The 17,357-nt window shown below is 58.6% G+C and carries 16 protein-coding genes and 1 other RNA gene; 9 read left to right on the top strand and 8 right to left on the bottom strand.

From position 1 onward, the window contains the following. The 5 genes from NW843_RS08645 to NW843_RS08625 form a co-directional block, all read left to right on the top strand. A partial coding sequence (locus NW843_RS08645) for an FAD-dependent thymidylate synthase (RefSeq protein ID WP_414522683.1) occupies positions 1-492 on the top strand: 492 nt, incomplete at its 5' end. Positions 493-569: 77 nt separating this feature from the next. Further along, on the top strand, positions 570-1,307 hold the full coding sequence (locus NW843_RS08640; protein WP_414522682.1) for a class I SAM-dependent methyltransferase: 738 nt from the start codon (positions 570-572) through the stop codon (positions 1,305-1,307). Between the two features lie 353 nt (positions 1,308-1,660). After that, on the top strand, positions 1,661-3,220 hold the full coding sequence (locus tag NW843_RS08635; protein ID WP_414522681.1) for a sugar transferase: 1,560 nt from the start codon (positions 1,661-1,663) through the stop codon (positions 3,218-3,220). A gap of 10 nt (positions 3,221-3,230) precedes the next feature. Further along, positions 3,231-3,977, top strand: coding sequence for a phosphoribosylaminoimidazolesuccinocarboxamide synthase (gene purC / locus NW843_RS08630; RefSeq protein WP_414522680.1), 747 nt, complete (start codon positions 3,231-3,233; stop codon positions 3,975-3,977). A gap of 17 nt (positions 3,978-3,994) precedes the next feature. Continuing rightward, complete coding sequence (locus NW843_RS08625) at positions 3,995-5,485, top strand: DUF2157 domain-containing protein (RefSeq protein WP_414522679.1); 1,491 nt, start codon at positions 3,995-3,997, stop codon at positions 5,483-5,485. A 1,089-nt stretch (positions 5,486-6,574) separates the two neighbouring features. Here NW843_RS08625 and hemC read toward each other — a convergent pair. Next, positions 6,575-7,561, bottom strand: a complete 987-nt coding sequence (hemC, locus tag NW843_RS08620; RefSeq protein WP_414522678.1) for a hydroxymethylbilane synthase — start codon at positions 7,559-7,561, stop codon at positions 6,575-6,577. A 278-nt stretch (positions 7,562-7,839) separates the two neighbouring features. Here hemC and NW843_RS08615 point away from each other — a divergent pair, with 278 nt between their 5' ends. The 4 genes from NW843_RS08615 (at position 7,840) to serS (ending at position 12,380) form a co-directional block, all read left to right on the top strand. Then, positions 7,840-8,301, top strand: a complete 462-nt coding sequence (locus tag NW843_RS08615) for a YlqD family protein (RefSeq protein WP_011433386.1) — start codon at positions 7,840-7,842, stop codon at positions 8,299-8,301. A 187-nt stretch (positions 8,302-8,488) separates the two neighbouring features. After that, positions 8,489-9,982, top strand: a complete 1,494-nt coding sequence (locus NW843_RS08610; protein ID WP_414522677.1) for a glycosyltransferase — start codon at positions 8,489-8,491, stop codon at positions 9,980-9,982. Between the two features lie 63 nt (positions 9,983-10,045). Further along, positions 10,046-11,038, top strand: a complete 993-nt coding sequence (gene ilvC, locus NW843_RS08605) for a ketol-acid reductoisomerase (protein ID WP_414522676.1) — start codon at positions 10,046-10,048, stop codon at positions 11,036-11,038. A gap of 34 nt (positions 11,039-11,072) precedes the next feature. After that, positions 11,073-12,380, top strand: a complete 1,308-nt coding sequence (serS, locus tag NW843_RS08600; protein WP_414522675.1) for a serine--tRNA ligase — start codon at positions 11,073-11,075, stop codon at positions 12,378-12,380. Positions 12,381-12,682: 302 nt separating this feature from the next. Here the strand turns inward: serS and NW843_RS08595 are convergent, their stop codons facing one another. From NW843_RS08595 to NW843_RS08565, 7 genes are all read right to left on the bottom strand, one after another. Continuing rightward, complete coding sequence (locus tag NW843_RS08595; RefSeq protein ID WP_414329207.1) at positions 12,683-13,087, bottom strand: hypothetical protein; 405 nt, start codon at positions 13,085-13,087, stop codon at positions 12,683-12,685. A gap of 62 nt (positions 13,088-13,149) precedes the next feature. Continuing rightward, positions 13,150-13,247, bottom strand: an RNA gene (gene ffs, locus NW843_RS08590) — signal recognition particle sRNA small type. A gap of 72 nt (positions 13,248-13,319) precedes the next feature. Further along, positions 13,320-14,042 carry a carbon dioxide-concentrating mechanism protein CcmK gene (locus NW843_RS08585; RefSeq protein WP_414388791.1) on the bottom strand — a complete coding sequence of 241 codons (723 nt, stop codon included), beginning with the start codon at positions 14,040-14,042 and terminating at the stop codon, positions 13,320-13,322. Positions 14,043-14,068: 26 nt separating this feature from the next. Beyond that, positions 14,069-14,752 carry a hypothetical protein gene (locus NW843_RS08580; protein ID WP_414522674.1) on the bottom strand — a complete coding sequence of 228 codons (684 nt, stop codon included), beginning with the start codon at positions 14,750-14,752 and terminating at the stop codon, positions 14,069-14,071. Between the two features lie 66 nt (positions 14,753-14,818). Beyond that, entirely contained in the window at positions 14,819-16,780 is a 1,962-nt protein-coding gene (locus NW843_RS08575; protein WP_414522673.1) for a ribulose bisphosphate carboxylase small subunit, read from the bottom strand. A 71-nt stretch (positions 16,781-16,851) separates the two neighbouring features. After that, on the bottom strand, positions 16,852-17,151 hold the full coding sequence (locus NW843_RS08570) for a EutN/CcmL family microcompartment protein (RefSeq protein WP_011433394.1): 300 nt from the start codon (positions 17,149-17,151) through the stop codon (positions 16,852-16,854). Next, positions 17,151-17,357, bottom strand: a 207-nt coding sequence (locus NW843_RS08565) for a BMC domain-containing protein (RefSeq protein ID WP_414522672.1), incomplete at its 5' end; no start/stop codon positions are given. The genes NW843_RS08565 and NW843_RS08570, both read right to left, overlap by 1 nt.

The raw sequence follows: 17,357 nt of genomic DNA, 5'->3' as shown, positions 1-17,357 counted from the left end.
GAGGCCTATCGCGTCAGCGGGCCGGAGGCCTATCGCGTCAGCGGTGCGGAGCACATTGCGGAGCACAGTGGCGGGACGGAGTCCTCCTTGTCTTTGCAAGAGCTGGAAACTCTGTTTTACGTTCCTGCCAGCGTCAAAGAGGGCAAGGCCAAAACCCGCCAAGGCTTTAGGCCCATCTCCCCCGAAGCTTTGGATATCATTCTTGCGCAATATCGCAGCCAGGCCATTGCTTATTATCGCCTGGTAGAAGAGTGCGGATTGCCCTATGAAGATGCTCGCAACATCATTGGCTACGGGATCCGACAACACTTCGTGGTCTCTTTCAATTGCCGTAGTCTAATGCATTTTTTGGATTTACGAGCCAAAGAAGATGCTCAACGAGAAATTCAACATCTGTGTGAACTGATTTGGCCCCACTTTGAAGCGTGGTGTCCCCACGTGGCGGCCTGGTATCGTAAGCATCGCTGGGGAAAGGCTCGATTATCCCCCTAAACTTAGTTTAGATAGATATGCTCTGCTAACCCCTTCTGCGGCTAATCCTGTTTTTGATCTTTTGTTGGGTTACGGGTATGGATCCCGAAGCTTATGAGCAAATGGCAGACTTAGAAGACGGGCATTGGTGGTTTTTGGGTCGCCGTCACATTCTGAGTCGGGTTATTGGATCCCTGTCGCTTCCCCCCTCTGCTTATATTTTGGAAGCTGGCTGTGGTAGCGGCGGCAACCTGGAGATGTTGTCCAGATTTGGCAAAGTTTGGGCTATGGAAAAGAGTGAAATTGCACTGCCGCTGGCCCAAGCTCGCGGTATTGGGATCGTGGCAGAGGGGGAGTTGCCAAACCGGATCCCCTTTGGTTCTCAACGATTTGATTTGATTGCTTTGCTGGATGTGCTGGAGCATCTGGAGAATGACAAAGAAGCTCTCCTAGCCCTCAGTCAAAGGTTAACCCCATCTGGCTACTTAGTTGTAACTGTTCCGGCTTATCCGTGGCTGTGGAGTTTACATGATGAGCTTAATCATCACAAGAGACGATATACCCGCGGGCAACTTTTGTCGTTGCTTAAAAGCTCAGGTCTAGAAGTTTATACCCTTGTTTTCTTCAACAGTTTTCTTTTCCCAATCATTTCAGGGATCCGCATAATGCAGAAAGTGCTTCGCCTGAGGGAAAGCCAAGATCTGAAAATGCCGCCGCTTTGGCTCAATCGACTGCTGACGGGTATTTTTGCTGCAGAAGCCTATCTGATACCTAAGTTTTCTCTGCCCTTTGGTGTATCTCTGCTGGCAGTAGCCGGCCCGGCAACGAAATCGTAGTATCCTGTCACCATTGCTGTTCTCAGACTGCACTTTGATCATTGCTTAAACTCTCATGTTTCGACATCCAATGTCTGCAATTCTGGTAGTTTCTACAACAGCCTTTTCCGACGGTACTTAACCCACTCAACAGGGATTTTTATCTCTTGCATGATGAGGATCCCAATTACTTAAAGAACTTATTTTGTGTCAGCAGCATGAAGTCCTTTGAAGCTGGGAAGGGCCGTCAATAGAATTATCTGGTGAGGGCTACCCATTCAAGTTTTGGTCAACACTGATCTTGTCCAATAGCCTCAGATGCACAATCTTTTCTGTAAGATTGTCAACAGTCTTGATGCCGAAGGAGATAACCCTTGGTCGAACGCGGCTATAAAACTCGTCTGGATCTGCATCGTTTGTGGGTGCCCTTGGCCTGTTTTGGCGATGGCCTTTGTATTTGGTTGGCCTTTGGGGCGGGCTACTGGCTGCGCAGCTTGCGTCCTCATCAGCTCTTGCCTTGGGATGTCTACGCGGCCTTGGGATTGTTGACCGCCCTCAGTTATTGGGGCATTCAGGCGGGCTTAGGCGGATACGGTGAGTCGAAGCGCTTGTCTCGCTTTGAAGAATGGGCCAGTTTGCTGGTGGGGTTGGGATTGACGTTTGGTTTGGTGCTGGCAGGGGCCTTTTTCGTTCGCTCGGTCTCTTTGTCGCGGCTGGTGGTGGGCTACGCCGGCTTGTTGGCTCTGCTGAGTTTGACTTTGGTACGGGTGGGGTTGCGGCTGGGCATGGGCTGGTTGTGCTCTAGGGGCTACGGTCGGCGGCAGGTCATCTGGGTGGGATCCTGGTCGGTGTTGGCGGAAGTGTTGGAGCGATTGCAGCGATCCCCGCAGTTGGGCTTCCAGGTAGTCGCCTGGGCAGGCGTAGAGCAAGGCTCTTGCGGGGAAGATCTCCCGTCCCAGGATGGGGATCCCTGTCAAGATTCATATCCAGTACTGAACACCGCCCGCCCTACCTCTGACGGGGTTAAGTCTGCCGACAGGACTCTGTCCGGCTCATCCCGAGGAACCCTCTCCTGCTTGTGCGGTCAGCTTGAGCCTTCCTGGTCGGCTCTTGAGCGTCTGGATCTGGTCCATTTGATCGCCTATCTGCAAGCCCACCCAGAAGTGCAAGAGGTGTGGTTTGGGCAACCGGAGCTGGCAACTGCTCCTCTGTTGCTCAGTTTGCAAGCGTTGTCGGTGCAGGTGCGCTTGGTGCCGGATATCTTAAGTTTTTTAACGGTGAACTTCAGCCTGCAGTCTCTCGACGGGATCCCGCTGCTAACTCTGCGTCAGCCCCCTTTGCGCTACGCCCACAACCGGTTCCTCAAGCGAGCTGTAGACATCCTAGGAGCTTCCCTGGGCCTGATCTTGCTTAGCCCTCTGTTTTTGATTATTGCCCTGCTGGTAGCCTGCAGCAGTCCTGGCCCCATTCTGTATTGGCAAGAGCGGGTGAGCTTGGACGGGCGTCGCTTTTGGATTGCCAAGTTCCGCACCATGCGAGTGGATGCTGAGGCAGCCGGCCAGCCGGGCTGGACGCGCCCTGGGGATCCGCGCCGAACCAAGATAGGAGCCTTTTTGCGCCGCACCAACCTGGACGAGCTGCCCCAACTGTGGAACGTCCTGAAAGGGGAAATGAGCCTAGTGGGCCCCCGCCCAGAGCGGCCCTACTTTGTCGAGCAGTTTAGCCAGGAGATCCCCAAGTATCCGGATCGGCATTTGGTAAAAAGTGGCCTCACCGGCTGGGCCCAGATCCACGGCCTGCGGGGAGATACCAGCATTGCCCGCCGCACCCAGTATGATCTCTATTACGTGCAAAACTGGTCGCTGTGGCTGGATCTGCGCATCTTGGCCATCACCTTCTGGCAAGGGATCCGCGGACGGCTGGCCGGATACTAGGGGTTAGCGTATGCCATTCTCCCCCCAAGAGCTGCTCTACGAGGGCAAGGCCAAGCGCATCTACCGCACTGCCGATCCCAGGGTTTATCTTTGCCAGTACAAGGACGACGCCACGGCCTTCAACGCCCAAAAGCGGGGATCCATCGCCGGCAAGGGAGAGGTGAATTGCACCGTCTCCAGCCATGTGTTTGCCTACCTGGCGCAGCAAGGGATCCCCAACCATTTCTTGGCCCAAACCGGCCCCACCGAGATGCAGGTGCGAGCCTTGCACATCCTGCCTTTGGAAGTGGTGGTGCGCAACCGCACAGCGGGTAGCCTCTGCCGACGGCTGGGCCTGGAGCAGGGCCTTCCCATCGAGCCGCCGCTGGTGGAGTTCTATTACAAAAACGATGCCTTGGGGGATCCCTTGGTGACCCCAGATCACATCCGCCTATTGCAGTTGGCCACGCCGGAGCAGGTGGAGCGCTTGGGATCCCTGGCTTTGGCCATTAACTCTCATCTGCAGGCCTTTTGGCGGCGCTGTCAGCTGGAGCTGGTGGACTTTAAGCTGGAGTTTGGCCTGGACGAGAAGGGAGAGATCCTGCTAGCCGACGAGATTAGCCCCGATACCTGCCGTCTTTGGGATCGGGGGGGATCTGAGCCGCGGGTGCTGGATAAAGATCTCTTTCGCTTTGATCTGGGGGATCCGGTGGCTGGCTATCAAGAGGTGTTGCAGCGGGTGCTTCAGGCAGTGGGATCCCAATTCCTTCTCTCCTAGAGGGAGAGGAGCCAGGGGTGAGGGACTATAATCGCCTCAGCGATCCCACTCCTTTAACGCCCGAGCCTCCTTTCGCTTGTCGGGATCCCGCCATGACCTCTCCCCGCCCCCCCTACCCCGGCGAGCGTTTCCGCCGCCAACTGGCCGACCTGCTGAACACCTGGGTGGAGCAGGGGTTGATCGAACCTGCCCAACGGGATCGCCTGCGGGAGTATTACCAACTGGAGAGTTTGCAACGCTCAGCCGGCGGGCGATTTGCCCTGGTGCTGCTGCTGTTTGGCGCAGTTCTGGTGGGCCTAGGGGTGATCTCCTTTGTGGCGGCCAACTGGGCTGCCATTCCCCGCTGGGCAAGAGCCTGGGGGTGCTTGGCCCTCATGGTAGGGCTGCAGGTGGCTGGCTTCCAGGTTTGGCAGCAGGGATCCCGACGGCTGGGCAGCGCCCTGCTGATAGCCGGTGAACTGACCCTGGGAGCCTGTATTGGCCTGATGGCGCAGTGGGTTCAGCTTGGCGGATCCGAGGCAGGCCTGTTTTGGGCCTGGGGGATGGGCGGTTTGGCCATGGCCTACGGCTTGCGTCACAGCCCCAGTGGTGTACTGGCCTGCCTTCTGCTGGGCTTGGGGATGGTAGCCGACTTCGTGGATTGGGGGACTGTCAACTTCCTCTATCCTTGGTTGACCCTGGGCCTGCTGGTTCCTCTGGCCTATTGGTGTTGTTCTCGCTGGGTTTTTGCCCTGGCGGTGGTGAACTTTGGCCTGGCGTTGCAAGGGCTGGCCAACCGTTTGGGCAGCTCTTTTCCAAGCTTGACCCTTTGGCATCTGCTTGGTGTCGCGGTCGTGTGGGGGCTGGCTCTCTGGCACCAACGCCATGATCCTTGGATAAGGCAGGTTTCAACCGAAGGAAGGGATCCAGAGCTTCCCGGCGAGCTGGAGCAAGGCTTGGATTTGGCCCCGACGGCCCAGAACTTGGCTCTGCTGGGGTTGGGTGTCCTGCTCTATGTCTGGAGCTTTGTCGGGACGTGGGTCGATCTTTCCGAGGATCCCCTCTGGAACGTTGGGGATCCCTGGGCGAGCTTGTCGGCAGTGGGGTTGCTGCTGCTGACGGGCTGTGGCTGGTGGCAGGGTTGGCAGGAGAAGAGATCCCAGCCCGTTTCGTCTTGGCTGAAGGATGCTGCTGTTCTGATTTCTCTGGTTGCCTTGGCGCTTTTGCTGGGGATCGGCAGCGCTGTGCCTTTGAACGTGACGGCAGGAGCAGCCTTGGTCCTCTTTGCCCCCTGGATAGTGACCTTGCTGTTGCTGGGGCTGTCAGCAGTGCTCTGCTGGGAAGGGCTGCAGCAGGGGCGGCGAGGACGTTTCTGGCAGGGACTGTTGGGGCTAACCCTGGTGGTGCTGACCCGCTTTTTCGAGTACCCAACCGGCCTGTTGGCCAAGTCGGCGGTGTTGGTGGCCTGTGGGATCGGGGTAATCTGGCTGGGGCTGAAATTTGAGCGGCGGATTTTCTCCCGTCTCTAATTCTTGCCCTTCTAGGAAGCCAAGCCCCGCTACATGATCAAGCAAAGGAAAAAGCTGGAATTGAGCTGGAATTCACAAGAATTTACAAAGTTTAAGGAACCTGCTTGTATTCCCCAACGTCTTTGCCAGTATATTCTCAGCTTTGGCTTGAGCTGAGAAGGAAGTGGGCATCTCTATCAAGATTTGGAGAATACAAATGAAAGTAGGACTGCGTTTGGGCATTTTGGCTTTGCTACTTACGCCCCTTTGGGAGAGTGGTTCTCTTTTAGGTGTTGCCTTGGCTGAAGATCATCTTTTAGTGGCTCAGGCCCCGGAGCCAGCTGGGCAGCCTATGCCTTCTGTGCCTAGATCGATACCCTCCCCAGTTCCCATAGCTCCGGCAGAATCCTCAGAAACTGTAGATGAGCTATTCCGCCAGGTTCCTTTCCCCCCTTCGCTAAGACCTCTGCCTGGCCTTCCGTGCTCGAGACCCATGGTGTTGCGCTCAGTAACCCTCAGCGCTCCTCCGCCAAACCCTGCTTCCCCCCTGCAATCGGAGCTTCACCCCAACATTTGGGCAACTCTCCAGGGCCCTTTCGGGACAGTCAACTGGGGAGATCGCCGACCCGATAAACTCTTTGCTCATACCTTCCAATGGAGCCCCCCTTGTAAAACGGGCTGCCGGATGGGAGGCACCCTTACGTTTACCTATCGCAATAACTTGCGGGCAACAAGTAACACAGCTCCTAATGCCGGGAACGACAGGTACTACCTATTCAACAGCGCGATTTCAACCGACGGGACTCCAACTCCAACTCAAGCGGGGTTTTTGTATACTTTCCCAAGTCCGCCTACCCCAATTCCGCCTGGCCAAACCTTCACCAAAACTCTAACCCTCTCGCCGGCAGAGATTGCCAACAACCGAGTGACCTTAGTAGTTCAAGATGATACGGCGGTTTTGGAAGCTAAGCTAGAGCTTAGATACTGCTGCTGCGAATGCGAATTTCCCATTTGAGTGCAATTCACGTAGGGGGGACTTCATTGTTCCCCCTTTTCTTCAGCTGACCCTAGCTGAAGTTCTCAAAGCCTACTCAGAAAAAGTAGGAAAGCCTAACGGCGGGCCTGGGCAAAAATGGCCTGCAAAATCTCGTCGGCCCCCTGCCGTTTTAGCTTTTCTGCAAGAGCCATCCCCACTGCCTCGGGATCGGCGGTGGATCCCGTCTGAGTATCGCGGATGAGCCGCCGGCCATCCAGGTCGGCCACCATACCGGTTAGGTGCAGCGCCTCCCCTTGGACTTGGCTGTGAACGCCAATGGGCACTTGACACCCTCCTTCCAAAGCCCGCAGGAAAGCTCGCTCTGCCAAGCAGCGGGCTGTGGCCTCCGCATCGGCCAAGGGTCGGATAAGCTCCAGAATCCGCTCATCTCCCTGCCGACACTCGATTCCCAGGGATCCCTGCCCAACCGCGTACAGAGACACGCTGGGATCCAACACCTCGTGGATCCGGTCGGCTTTGCCCAGGCGCTTCAACCCGGCCACCGCCAAAATCAGGCCATCGTACTCTCCCCGCTCCAGCTTAGCCAGGCGGGTGTTGAGGTTGCCCCGCACGTCCTTAAAGCGCAAGTGGGGAAAGGCATGGCGCAGTTGGGCCAGTCGCCGCAGCGAGGAGGTGCCAATCACTGTTCCTTCGGGCAGGGTGGCCAGTTGGTAGCTGCGCAGCTCCTCTCGCAGCACCAAAGCGTCCAACGGATCCTCCCGCTGCATAATTGCTCCCAACATCAAGCCCTCCGGCAGGCGGGTGGGTAAGTCTTTAAGGCTGTGTACCGCCAAGTCGCTGCTGCCGTTGAGCAGGCTAACTTCCAATTCCTTGGTAAAAAGACCTTTGTCCCCAATTTTGGCCAGTGCCACATCCAGGATGATGTCTCCCTGGGTGGAAAGGGTGTTGAGCTCCAGAGGTAATCCCGGATGGTGTTCTTGCAACTGACCCATCACCCACTGGGTCTGCACCAAAGCCAACTCGCTTTTTCGAGAGGCAATCCGCACCGGCTCGGTGATCCCAGCAGAGGGCTTGGAAGGGGTCGAGGCCCGTTCGCTCATGGCTGCCGCAAAAAAGAACACTGTCTCTCACGCTAGCCGAATCTGTGCCAGGGCAAGGCGGCGGCCTTTAAGATCCTTAACCAAAATTGCAGTTTCCCGAAATCAAGACTTTACCGCAGGGATCCCAGCCGGTAGGATAAGTAGATGGATTCTCCGGCTCGGCGGGGGAGGATCCGGTCTGTCAAGCTCCTCTTCCCCAACCCCAGAGCTTTTGAGGGGAGCTTTCTACAATGGGCACAAGCCCCTGGTTTGGTTGGTCGTCTGCCTGGATGAGTCTTATGGAAGAAAACAACGTCAGCAACGGCACTCAATTACTGCTCAAGCGCAACATTCCCGTTAAGGTGGTGGTCACACCCCTTTGGAAAAAGGAAATGCAGGAGCAATTGGAGCGGCAGATCGAAGCCACCGATGCTCAGATGCAACAACTGGAGTTTCAGGGCAAGCGGGCTATTGCCGAACTGGAGAAACAGAGCCCCAACCCCAACAGCCCTCAAGTGCTCCAACAGGTGGAAGCGGTGAAAAGCCGCGTGAACGAGCAGAAAATCCGCCTCTTGGATCAGAAAAACCAATTGTTGCAGCAGATCAACCAACTGAGCACCCTGGAGCTTAACCAAGAAGTGCTGCAGGGCAATGTGGAGAGCTTCTTCCGAGTCCAAAAAGGAGACAACCTGATCCAGAAAATGCAGGTCGAGATCCTTCTGGAAGATGGGGTGATCAAAGAGATTCGCGGTAACCCATAGGCTACTCACCCCCTTGCCGGAGAAGCGGCAGTCGGGATCCCCAATTTTTCTCGCCTGTAGGTTCTCGAGAACTCCGTTTCGCCAACACAATGGGTGACAATAGGTAACAACCTCTTAACAGCCTTTGGGTTAACGCTCGCACAGGCTGGCGAGGTTGGGTAACATTGCCGCCCGGGGGAGGATTCCCATGTCTGAGTTCGTCTGGTCAGAGCCAGAGCCTCTCGAGGATCTTCATCTTCCCGATTGGTTGCTCACCTCGGCCCAGCGCCGCCGTCTCAAGGCTCTGCTGGTTCTGGCCATGGTGTGGGGGTTGGTCAGCCTGATGCATGTGGTGCCGACGGCCCGTTGGATCACCGTTGGTTTGGCCACGTTCATGGTGATCCACATTAGCCGCTTATTTCGCCTGCAACCGGCGACCTCCCTGCCCCCTCTGAGACTTCCTCCTGCCGCTGCGACCCGCCGGGATCCCAGGTCAACAGATAACAGCGATGACCCTAACAACAATGACTCTGTCCTGCCAATGCAACGGGATGGGCAGAGCGGTCTTGCTAAGTTCGGTGACGAGTTGGGGGGGCTGGCCTTGCCCCGTGTGGCTGTGTTGATCCCAGCCAAGAATGAGAGCGCAGTGCTCCCACGGCTGTTGCACAGCTTGACCCAGCTCCGTTACCCCACCAGCCATCTGGAGCTGTGGGCCATCGACGACAACAGCAGCGATGCCACCCCTGAAGTTCTGCGGGAAGCCCAAAAGTGGATCCCGCATCTGCGGGTTTACCGGCGGCAGCCAGGACGAGGGGGGGGCAAGTCCGGTGCCCTCAACGAGGTACTGCCCCTGACTCAAGGGGAGATCATCCTGGTCTGCGATGCCGATGCTGTGGTGCCCTCGGATTTTCTTGCCCGCACTCTACCCTTGTTTGTTCAAGTGAGCAGCCTGCGCAGCCGTTTCAGCAGACGGACGGTAGGCGCTGTCCAGGTGCGCAAGGCCCTGAGCAACCCCAGCGTCAACTTCTGGACTCTGGGGCAGGTGGCGGAAATGGCCTCCGACGCTTATTTTCAGCAGCAGCGCGTGGCCGTGAGGGGCATTGGCGAGCTACGCGGCAATGGCCAACTGGTGCGGCGAGATGTCTTGGAAAAGTGCGGCGGCTGGAATGAGAGCACCCTCACTGACGACCTGGATCTCACCTTCAAGCTGCACCTGGCGGGCGTAGATATCGCCTTTCTGACGGAGCCGGCCATCGTCGAAGAAGGGGTCACCTCTTGGAAAAGTCTCTGGCACCAGCGCTGCCGCTGGGCGGAAGGGGGCTACCAGCGCTATCTCGACTACTGGCCAGGGATCCTCAGTCGCCGCATGGGGATGGCCAAAACAGTAGATCTCTGGGCCTTCTTTATTTCTCAGTACTTGCTGCCGATGGCCTTGGTTCCCGATACCCTCTGGGTGCTGTTGACGGGCCACTCCTCGGTGCTGCTCCCCTTGAACGCTCTGGTGATGGGCTGCTTGACGGTGGCCTTTTACCGGGGGCTACGCCAGGTGGAGGGCTTGCGCGGACGGCGACTTTGGTGGCACACCGCCCTGGGCTTGGTCTACATGCTCCACTGGCTGCCGGTTATGATCGCCACAACCGCTCGCATGTGTGTACAGCCCAAGCGCCTAAGGTGGGTGAAAACTGTTCATCACGGCGCTTGAGGTCAGCAAGTTGGATCCAATCCTGCTATCCTAGTCAAGCACCTGCTCACGCCCCGCTCGACCATGGCCCGCCTCTACTACGACACCGACGCCAACCTGGAGCCTTTGGCCGATAAAACCGTTGCCATCATCGGCTACGGCAGCCAAGGCCACGCCCACGCCCTCAATTTGCGCGATAGCGGTGTCCAGGTCATCGTTGGCCTTTACCCTGGCAGCCCTTCCTGGCCTAAAGCCGAGCAAGACGGCTTGATGGTCAAAACGGTGGCGGATGCTGCCGCTGCCGCCGACTGGGTGATGATTTTACTGCCCGATGAAGTGCAAAAGGCCGTTTTCCAGGGCGAAATCCGTCCCCACCTGCAGCCGGGGAACGTGCTCCTCTTTGCCCACGGCTTCAACATTCACTTCGGGCAGATCCAGCCGCCGGCAGACGTGGATGTCATCATGGTTGCCCCCAAAGGCCCTGGGCACTTGGTGCGGCGCACCTACCAAGCGGGGGAAGGGGTGCCCTGCCTGTTTGCCGTCTATCAAGATGCCTCGGGAATGGCACGGGAGCGGGCCATGGCCTATGCCAAAGCCATCGGTGGCACGCGGGCCGGCATTTTGGAAACCACCTTCCGGGAAGAGACCGAAACCGACCTCTTTGGCGAGCAGGTGGTGCTCTGCGGTGGGCTGACGGCTCTGATCAAAGCGGGGTTTGAAACCTTGGTGGAAGCGGGCTACCAGCCGGAACTGGCCTACTTCGAGTGCCTGCACGAGGTGAAGCTGATCGTGGATCTCATTGTCGAGGGGGGCTTGGAGAAAATGCGCCACAGCATCTCCAACACGGCAGAATACGGCGACTACACCCGTGGCCCCCGCATCATCACGGAGCAAACCCGCGCCGAGATGAAACGCATCCTCGCCGAGATTCAAAGCGGCCAATTTGCCCGTGAATTTGTCTTGGAAAATCAGGCCGGCAAGCCAGGGTTTACTGCGATGCGGCGCCGCGAGGCCGAACACCCCATTGAACAGGTGGGCAGGGAGCTGCGGGCCATGTTTAGCTGGCTAAAGAAATAGGTCGGATATCTGGAGCTGAGGGTAGACCATCTCTGTGCTGGATCTGAAGCTGCTGCGGGATCGCCCTGAACAGGTACGCCAAGCCCTGCAAAACCGCCGGGCCACAGTCGATCTGGATGGGATCCTGCAGTTGGATCGGGAGCGGCGGCAGTTGGAGACCCGCAAGGGATCCCTGCAGGCCGAAAGCAACAGCCTCGGCAAAAAAGTCGGCGAGATCATCCGCCAGGGGGCGGATCCCCAAGGCCCCGAAGTGGCGGCCCTGCGGCAGCGGGGGGTGGATCTCAAGGCCGAGATTGCCCAACTGGGGCAGCAGGAACGGGAGCTGGAAGAGGAGATTCGTGCTCGGCTGCTTACCCTGCCCAATTTGCCCCTGCCCAGCGTGCCGGTTGGCCGAGATGAGGCCGACAATGTAGAGGTGCGCCGCTGGGGTGAGGAGCTAAAGCCGGCCCATCCTGTCCTTCCCCATGACGAGATTGCCGAAAAACTGGGGTTGCTGGAGATTGGCCGTGCGGTCAAAGTGGCCCAAAGCCGCTTTGTGGCTATGGTAGGGGCGGGCGCGGCCCTGGAACGGGCTTTGATTGCCATGATGCTGGAGCGCCACGTTGCAGCCGGCTACACCGAGGTGATCCCACCCTTTTTGGTCAACAGCGCCGCTTTGCAGGGGACGGGGCAGTTGCCCAAGTTTGCCGAAGACAGCTTTCGCTGTGCTGACGACGACCTGTGGCTGATCCCGACGGCGGAAGTTCCCCTTACCAATCTGTACCGGGATGAGGTAATCCCTGCGGAGTCCCTCCCTCTTTACTTCTGTGCTTACACCCCTTGTTTTCGCCGTGAGGCGGGCAGCTATGGCCGCGACACCAAGGGGCTGATCCGGTTGCACCAGTTTCAAAAAGTGGAGCTGGTCAAGGTCACTCGCCCAGATCAATCGGAAGCCGAACACGAGAAGCTGGTGCAGGATGCCGAGGCCATCTTACAGATGCTGGAGCTGCCCTACCGGGTGGTGGAGCTGTGTAGCGGCGATTTGGGCTTTGCGGCAGCCCGCTGCTTTGACTTGGAGGTGTGGTTCCCCTCCCAAAATCAATACCGCGAGATCTCCAGTTGCTCCAACTGCTGGGACTTTCAGGCCCGCCGTGCTAACCTGCGCTACAAAGAAGCCGGCCAGAAAGGCACCCAGTTTGTCCACACCCTGAACGGATCTGGCTTGGCGGTGGGGCGCTCTCTGGCTGCCCTGCTGGAAAATCACCAACAGCCGGATGGCTCGATTCGCATTCCCAAGGCGCTGCGTCCCTTTCTCAGCTCCCGGTTTCTCTCGGAAGACGGGATCCTCATTCCTGCTGCCTGAGCTCAAACTCAACCCAGTTTGATTGAGACTCGATTGAGACGCTCCTGCCCACCTGGCAGACGCCCTTATCTTTTCTGCAGTTTGGAAATGAATCAGCTTGACCTGCTCCTCGCTCTACAAGGATGAGGATCCCTAACACTTCACAGAGACGATCCACCTGACGGTAGCCTCAATCTTTAGGGTCATTTCAAGTTAGGTTGAGACACTTCCCAAGTGCTCTGCGGTACCGCTTCCGCTATGCAAAAGGGGAGAGGAGCTAGGAAGCAATGCATTCCTACCTTCCTGCCGGGCTGTCCTTCCGCTCAAGATTTGCCCTTGAGGCGATCCAACTCAGCTTGCAATTCGGCGATCTTCTGGCGCAAACGGGCCGCTTCTGAAAGTTCGATGGCCGTGCCTGCCTCGCCCTCGGCATTGCTAATGTCGTCGATGGTGATCTTGCGGGGACCGGCAGTTTGTCTGTCTTCTCCCTTGCGGTTGGCGTTGGCGGCGATGGCATCCATGTAAGCCCGCGCCTCTTCAGCGGTCATCGCCCCCCGCTCCACCAGCTCGTCCACCAAAGCTTGCGCCTGCTTGCGCAACTCCATCAGACGGATACCCGCTTTGCTGGCCACCTTGGCAGCATTATCCGCCGCCACAGCCGCCAAACCCATGCCGAAGTAAAAGGCTTTTTGAGCCCAGTTGGCGAGGGGATTGTCTGTTTCGGACATAGTGTAATGCGCTGCTAGGGCAAGGAGGAGAGAACCCAGCAGAGAGAAGTAGGGCTGCAAAGGGCGACCCGGGTTGACGCGCCTGCTCAGAGCATCCCGTGGTGCTGCTATCTTCCGATCCTGACACGGTTTGGGCGTCGGAGCTGCACGGACCCAGGTCTTCCAGTAGCCTAGCATTTTTCCCCTCTGCCCTGCTCGGCTTTCTTGGGCAACAGATGGGTTTCTCAGGGGGCTAGGGAGTTTCAGGCGGCTCCAGATAAACAGGGATCCGCTCTACGGCTGTATCGCTGCGCTGCACCTCCTGTTCCTGAACTTGAGGAAGGGTTACCGGCAGGGTAACCGGTTGAGCAACAAAACAACTGGCCACGGGCAGCGCTTGCTCCAGTTCGTCCAGAGGGCGGGGGATCACTGCCACCGCGTGCAATTCCCCAATGCGCTCTGCTTCGTACATGCCGGCATCGATGGCAATGGCCACGTTGGCCACTGTACCGCGGATAATGGCCGTACATAGGCCATCCCCAATGGTCTCGTAGGCCGCCAGTTGGACATCCGCGGTTTTGAGCATGACATCGGCAGCTCCCACCATTGCCGGGAAGCCGCGAGTTTCCAGCAGGCCCACGGCCAAGTTACTGAGGCGGCTGTAGCCGCGGTTTTGTGCCAGTTGAGACAGCTTGCTGCTGATCGGCAGCACCACTTCCAAGTTGGGCAGGGGGCGCGGGATCACCAAACTGGAGATCTCCTCTTGCTCGAACTGGCGGGCCAGCTCAATGCCCTCCTCAATGGCAATGCGCACATCGGCAATTCCCCCCCGCACAATGGCTGTGCAATAGCCCCCCGAGGTTTTCTCAAAGCCGATCAGCGTCACGCCTGCCGACTTGGTCATAGCGTCGGCAATGCGCACGATGACCGGAAAGCTGCGCGTCTGAATCAGGCCCAGGGAGGTTGACATCGGCATCCTAACTACTCACGCCAGTTTAGCCATCAGAGCCGGCCATCCCCAGAGGAGAGCACCTGTCGATAGGGATAAATCTTGCCCAAGAGGCGATCCAATTCCGAATGGCCAGGGATCCCGTTGAGGTTGCGCGTTTTGGTCCTTGGGGAACCGGACTTTTCTTGGGTTTGCTCGGCAGCTTCCTGCCAGCGGCGGGTTTGCTTTTCAACATTGGCCACCGGAGAACTGGGTGGGGGAGACGGCTCAGGCGACATCTCTGGAGCCATTTCCACTGCCGCCGGCGAGGGCTCTGCCGGGATGGGCTTGCTGCCGCCCGCCTCCTGGGGATCGAAACCATAGGTGGGATCCCCGAGCAGCGAGCCGGGGGGAATGACTGCTTGGCTGAGCACCGAACAATTCAGCACTGTGGTTTCTGAGCCGATGCAGGCGTTTTTGCCGATGGTGCCCTGCCCGATCACCAGCACCCCCATTCCCAAGGTTGCTCCCGCCTCCACGATGAGGGATCCCCCACAGGCGTGCAGAACGGATCCCATGCCGATACACGCGCCGCGCCCGATGTGAATTCGACAGCCGGGGTTGGCCCGCAGCAGCACCCCTGCCCCAATCCCCGCCCCGGCTTCCACCTGTACCTCACCACTGACAAAATAGCGAGTTTCGTCGTTCTGGCCAGGCAAGGTGCGGAGCGTCATGGAGTTGGGCAAAGTAGAGGCCAACAGGGTGCTCCTCATCGCTGGGGGGTTGGACTTGAACCAACAGAGGTCAAAAAAAGCTGGGATCCCTCAAGGGGTTTGGATGATCTGCTCCAGCACTCGCCGTTTGGCTTTTGGGTCAATACCCAGCAGGCGGACGTATTCGCCGCGATGTTCCTCCAGACAGGCTTCCAGAGCTGCCACCACTTGCGGCACTTGGGTGGCCTCGATGGGGCTACAGCTTTGCCAGGAAGACGTGCGAAAACGGCGCTTGTCCGCATGTTCGGTGCCGATGCGGTAGCCTTGGCTGAGCAACTGCTGCACCTGAGCCACCACCTCGGCGCTGAGGCGGGTGCCAGAAGGGGATCCCTTGGGGGCAGAAGCAGGAGCCGCGGCAGCAGCAGCAGATTTTCCGCTAGGGGTTTGGATGATGCGCTCATAGACCCGCCGTTTGCCTTTGGGATCGATCCCCAGCAGGCGTACATACTCTCCCTGGTGCTCCGCCAGGGCAGCCGTCAGCTTAGCCAACACCTCTGGCCCACGGGTGGCGCGAATGGCCGGCCCACTCTGCCAGGAAGAGGTTTTGAAGCGGCGCTCGTCGGCATATTCGTAGCCGATGCGATAGCCTTGGGCCAGCAGCCGATGCACCTCCTCCTGCACCTCCAGATCCAGGCCGGCACTGCTCCCTGCCCCAGGAGCCGTACCTGCCACCGCGCCCACCCCTGCAGAACTGCTGCTCACCTGGCCTTGCGGGGTTTGAATGACCTTCTCCAGCACCCGCCGCTTGCCTTTGGGATCGATCCCCAGCAGGCGCACATATTCCCCTCGGTGCTCCGCCAGGGCAGCCTGAACAGCGGCTAGAATCTCCTGCGGCTGACCGCTCAAATTGCCCAAGGTCTGCCAAGAAGAGGTGCGGTAGCGGCGGGCATCGGCCACCTCCAGGCCAACGCGATACCCCTGCGCCAACAGCGTTCGGATTTCTTCCTCTAGCCCTGAGCCAGACTGAGGGCCGGATGTGCCAGAACTCGGGGCAGCGGCTGCCGAGACGCGGTTGGGCATCCCAGAAACCAGCGCCGGCCCATCGGGGGTTTGGATGATCTGCTCCAGCACCCGCCGTTTGGCCTTGGGATCGATCCCCAGCAGGCGCACATATTCCCCTTGGTGTTCTGCCAGGATGGCCCCCAATGACTGCACCACCTCCGCCTCGTGGGTGCTGGTGATTGGGCTTTCGCTTTGCCAGGAAGAGGTTTTGAAGCGGCGAGCATCGGCATACTCTAGCCCCACGCGATAGCCTTGGGCCAACAGGGCACGAATTTGCTCCACCACCTCCGGCTTGAGAGGGGATCCGCCGCCGTTCCGGCCATTGCCGCGATGGGAAGAATGAGTCATGGGTGCCGTCTCCGTAGCCGTTGAGTTAGAGGTGCGCTGCAGTTCGTTGCGGATGGGAGCGATACAGACGAGGTTTTCGCTGCACTGGTAGCCCTCTCGCAGGGCTTGGTTGATGCCGATCACGTGTTGGGCAAACTTGGCATCGCTATCCTGGACGTCGGGCAGCCGGTCGGCCTCGGCCTGGGTGGTGATGATGGATCCAGAAGGCACGTACTTGCCTGGGGGGATCTCCACATCCTGGATCAGGCAATGCAACATGATGATGCAGCCATCCCCAACCCGAGCGTTGAACACCGTCGAGCGGAAGCCAATAAAGCAGTCGTTGCCCACGTAGGCCGGCCCGTGGATCAGAGCCATGTGGGCGATGGAAGTGTTTCTGCCAATCCAAACGGAGTAGGGTTGGCCGTCTTCTCCTATCACCCGCCCCTGTTCCAGGCCGTGGATGACCACCCCATCCTGAATGTTGGATCTGGCGCCAATGTGGAAGGGGGATCCCTCGTCAGCGCGAATGGAAGTTCCCGGGGCGATCAGCACCTCCGCTTCCACCCGCACATCCCCAATGAGGTTGGAGAAAGAATGCACGTAGGCTGTGGGATCGATCTTGGGCTCCGCCAGTCGGCGAGACCAGGGCGTTGGCGGTGCAGCATAGGTGTGAGCAGGCATAACCGTGAGCCTCTAGAACGCAGTAGGGCGGACAAGGGCAGCAAGAGAGATGAGAAGGGAAGGGATCCCAGCTAGCGTTGATCGCGCTTGTTGTAGAGAGAGCGACCGCCAACGCTGACCGTATCGATAATCGCCATCACCACTGCATCCAGCGGGCGAGTCTGGTTTCCTTGCGGCTGGCGAGCGGCACTGCCTTGGCTAACCAGCACCCACTCGTCAATGCCGGCCCCCACCGGATCGGCAGCCACAGCGTAATCGGGTTGCGGCTGGCCCTCGAGATCGACGTACTGCACCAACAAAAACTTCACGCCCGTCAAGCTGGGATCCTTTTGAGTGCTGGTGACGGTGCCCCGCACAATGGCAATACGCATCAGGGACGGGTGAAGGGACGGATGGCATTTACCCCTTCGCGGAACTGAGCCACATCCTCGGTGTAGCGAATGGGCAACACGTACTCCAGGTTCTCGTGGGGACGGGCGATAATGTGCCAAGACAACAACTGGCCGCCGTTCACCCGCTTCACCGAGTCAATGCCGGCAGCCACTGAGGCTTGCACCTCCGAGACATCCCCCCGCAC

This window comes from Synechococcus sp. R5-12 (genome assembly GCF_047502655.1).
Taxonomy (GTDB): domain Bacteria; phylum Cyanobacteriota; class Cyanobacteriia; order Thermostichales; family Thermostichaceae; genus Thermostichus.
The sequence above is the reverse complement of the archived record's forward strand: the minus strand, read 5'-3'. Positions and strand labels throughout refer to the sequence as shown.

Bases quoted from the DNA above. Each gene is read 5' to 3' on its own strand.
- ilvC (WP_414522676.1), top strand. From the start codon at position 10,046: ATGGCCCGCCTCTACTACGACACCGACGCCAACCTGGAGCCTTTGGCC.
- NW843_RS08585 (WP_414388791.1), bottom strand. From the start codon at position 14,042: ATGCCGATGTCAACCTCCCTGGGCCTGATTCAGACGCGCAGCTTTCCG.
- NW843_RS08640 (WP_414522682.1), top strand. From the start codon at position 570: ATGGATCCCGAAGCTTATGAGCAAATGGCAGACTTAGAAGACGGGCAT.
- NW843_RS08615 (WP_011433386.1), top strand. From the start codon at position 7,840: ATGGAAGAAAACAACGTCAGCAACGGCACTCAATTACTGCTCAAGCGC.
- NW843_RS08575 (WP_414522673.1), bottom strand. From the start codon at position 16,780: ATGCCTGCTCACACCTATGCTGCACCGCCAACGCCCTGGTCTCGCCGA.
- NW843_RS08570 (WP_011433394.1), bottom strand. From the start codon at position 17,151: ATGCGTATTGCCATTGTGCGGGGCACCGTCACCAGCACTCAAAAGGAT.
- NW843_RS08610 (WP_414522677.1), top strand. From the start codon at position 8,489: ATGTCTGAGTTCGTCTGGTCAGAGCCAGAGCCTCTCGAGGATCTTCAT.
- hemC (WP_414522678.1), bottom strand. From the start codon at position 7,561: ATGAGCGAACGGGCCTCGACCCCTTCCAAGCCCTCTGCTGGGATCACC.
- NW843_RS08595 (WP_414329207.1), bottom strand. From the start codon at position 13,087: ATGTCCGAAACAGACAATCCCCTCGCCAACTGGGCTCAAAAAGCCTTT.
- purC (WP_414522680.1), top strand. From the start codon at position 3,231: ATGCCATTCTCCCCCCAAGAGCTGCTCTACGAGGGCAAGGCCAAGCGC.